At 49.2% G+C, this 2400-nt stretch carries 2 protein-coding genes, 2 pseudogenes and 1 riboswitch; of the genes and pseudogenes, 2 read left to right on the top strand and 2 right to left on the bottom strand.

Annotation, left to right across the window (positions count from 1 at the left end; translation table 11 throughout):
- Together ACWGXF_RS24300 and ACWGXF_RS24295 are read left to right on the top strand one after the other, a co-directional pair.
- Positions 1–254 (top strand): hypothetical protein (locus ACWGXF_RS24300; protein WP_452102596.1); only part of this gene is annotated, 254 nt, incomplete at its 5' end.
- A gap of 8 nt (positions 255–262) precedes the next feature.
- Positions 263–427, top strand: a riboswitch (yybP-ykoY riboswitch).
- Positions 428–446: 19 nt separating this feature from the next.
- Positions 447–1002, top strand: a pseudogene (locus ACWGXF_RS24295) (manganese efflux pump MntP).
- Positions 1003–1698: 696 nt separating this feature from the next.
- On the opposite strand, the gene ACWGXF_RS24290 reads toward ACWGXF_RS24295, so the two are convergent.
- Together ACWGXF_RS24290 and ACWGXF_RS24285 are read right to left on the bottom strand one after the other, a co-directional pair.
- Positions 1699–2100 carry a diacylglycerol kinase gene (locus ACWGXF_RS24290; protein WP_012838508.1) on the bottom strand — a complete coding sequence of 134 codons (402 nt, stop codon included), beginning with the start codon at positions 2098–2100 and terminating at the stop codon, positions 1699–1701.
- Positions 2069–2400, bottom strand: a pseudogene (locus ACWGXF_RS24285) (hypothetical protein); the annotation flags it as partial. The gene ACWGXF_RS24290 and the pseudogene ACWGXF_RS24285, both read right to left, overlap by 32 nt.

Raw genomic sequence — 2400 nt, 5'->3', positions numbered from 1 at the left:
CGTTTAAGTCCTGTGGAATACCGACAAGAACTTGGTCTAGCCGCATAAAACCAGTCCAAGTTTTTATCCGCACCCCCCTTAGCCTCCGGCGGGTCAGTTTTGAGTGGAAATCAACAGGGGAGTGCATGGACAGCCCTAATGGCGGTATCGACGTAGCTTTCTTGCTAGAGGCCAGCGCTTTGAAAATGCGAGCCATTTCTAAAGCCCAGAACTCAAAAAAGGCTATGTTCCTCAAGCATTTTGATCGCTTGTAAACTTTAGTCCCCCTTGGGGAGTAGCCTGCTTCCACCCTGGAAGCGCATGCGTCAACATACTCGGCATTCAATTTGCTGTGGCGTATGCATCCGTTCTTCGGTTGGCGAGACCATAGGCATTTCATCGCGACGAGCTCGGGCCGCGGTGAGATGCCGTTGTGCTCATGCCCGACCGTTAAGAATGAATTCCCCATGAATGCCGCTTCTATCTTGCTCCTGGCCTTTGCCATGTCCACCGATGCCTTTGCCGCAGCCGTCGGCAAAGGTTCTGCGCTACTCAAACCGCGCTGGGACTGGCGCCATCTTCGGTGTCATCGAAGCCATCACACCCTTGGTAGGCTGGGCGCTGGGCTATGCGGCTTCAGATTACGTCAAGGCCTGGGACCACTGGATCGCCTTCGTGCTGCTTCTGGTGCTAGGTGGAAGAATGTTGATCGGGGCAATCAAAGTGCCTGATGGTGAAGAGCCCAGCAAGCCTGCACGACATGGCTTCTGGCTATTAGTTGCAACTGGATTTGCAACAAGCATTGATGCCATGGACGTGGGCGTAGGACTTGCTTTTCTGGACGTAAGCATCGCCACCGTTGCTCTCGCTATCGGCTTCGCAACATTCGCAATGGTGACGTTGGGCGTGATGGTCGGGCGTGTACTGGGGAATATTGCTGGGCGCTGGGCCGAAGCCATCGGCGGTGTCCTGCTGATCGGTATTGGCTCGATCATTTTGTACGAACATTTAGTCGCTATCTAATTCAATTGATTGAGATTTAGATGCCGGCTTCAGTTCGAGTGGGGTCGGCCACTCAGTACAGTCAGAGTAGGCAGTGAGCTAGGGCAGGAGCGGTCCACTTTTGCCCTTGCCAGTAGTATCTTCCTTGCCTACAACTGGCTCCGCTTCTGTTTGGAGCAGAGCAAATTCAGCACAGATATGAAGGCTCGGACCCTTTGTGGCACAGAGGAGTACAGCCACAAGTAGAAAGGTTCGGTAGAGCCGCTTCGGCCAGCGTGACCGGCACCAAGCCTACACCGGCGGGCATCCACTGCGCCCACAGGTGCGATCACGCCAAGCCCAAGTTTCTCAGGCGCGGCACATGCTTCAAACACTCAAGGGGACCTCTGGTCAGTCAGTTCAAAACCACCGGGAGGAGCGATACATATGGCGAAGCTCATCGCAGGCATTGCAAACTTTGCATCGAATTAAAGCTCTGCTGCTCAGTGCAGGATCACCTTCATCGGTCTTTCCGTCACGGGCAACACGATGCCACGGCAAAAAGCAGCCGGCCTCACCGCGCGCAGAAATCCGTGAAATCTTCGTGAGGCATGAGCGGACATATTGGACGCTTTGCCCGACGAACAAGAGTTGGCATCACCCTGTAAGCGTGAAGACGCATGTTAAGCGATGCATGAGGTGCATCCCTGTAATGTATTCCAGCTGTTAGGCAGAAAATTAAATAAAGTTTTTATAAATTAAAGAAGACCAGATTATCAGACAAAAAATAATTGTCATTAATACGGAAGCACTTCCCAAATCTTTGGCTTTCCTGGAAAGTTCGTGATATTGAAGTCCTACTCTATCTATTGCGGACTCTATCGCAGAATTAATTACCTCAACTATCATCAAAAACCAGATACAAGAGATCAGGAGCAATTTTTCCATCATAGATCTCCCAATCAATTGAGCCAATGGAAGCGAAATCACAAATAATATTACCTCAAGGCGGAATGCAGGCTCTAGCCACGCATCTTTTATACCCGAACATGAGTACTTTGATGCATGCCAGACTCTAGAAAATCCTTTTCTATTCTTTTGAATATTATTAAAGATGTTGGATTTTGAGTTGTTTTTCATTTTTAACAGTATATTTCTTGATACTAAAGAATATAAACAAAAGAGTGGCGATCAACCAACAAATGAGAATCGTGACAATGTCATGAGAAATGAAATGGGCTCCTCTCAATTGTTGAGAGATACCAAATGTCAATCCAACCATAATGCCGCACAGCAATCCTAACCATCGATACTTAGGGATGATCATCTTAAAGAAGAAATATAAACCAACCCAGGCATAGCCTGACCTGCCCCCTTCAGCCGTACCAGTGATTAGGTTGGGGTCCTGGGGTTGAAGGTTAATGGATTTGGGCAGGGATC

This window comes from Comamonas sp. HJ-2 (genome assembly GCF_053615495.1).
Note: the sequence above shows the minus strand (reverse complement) of the source record. Positions and strands in the feature narration are given on the sequence as shown.

What these genes read in the sequence shown, in the direction of transcription:
- ACWGXF_RS24290 (WP_012838508.1), bottom strand. Translation starts at nt 2,100, where the DNA reads ATGAAAAACAACTCAAAATCCAACATCTTTAATAATATTCAAAAGAAT.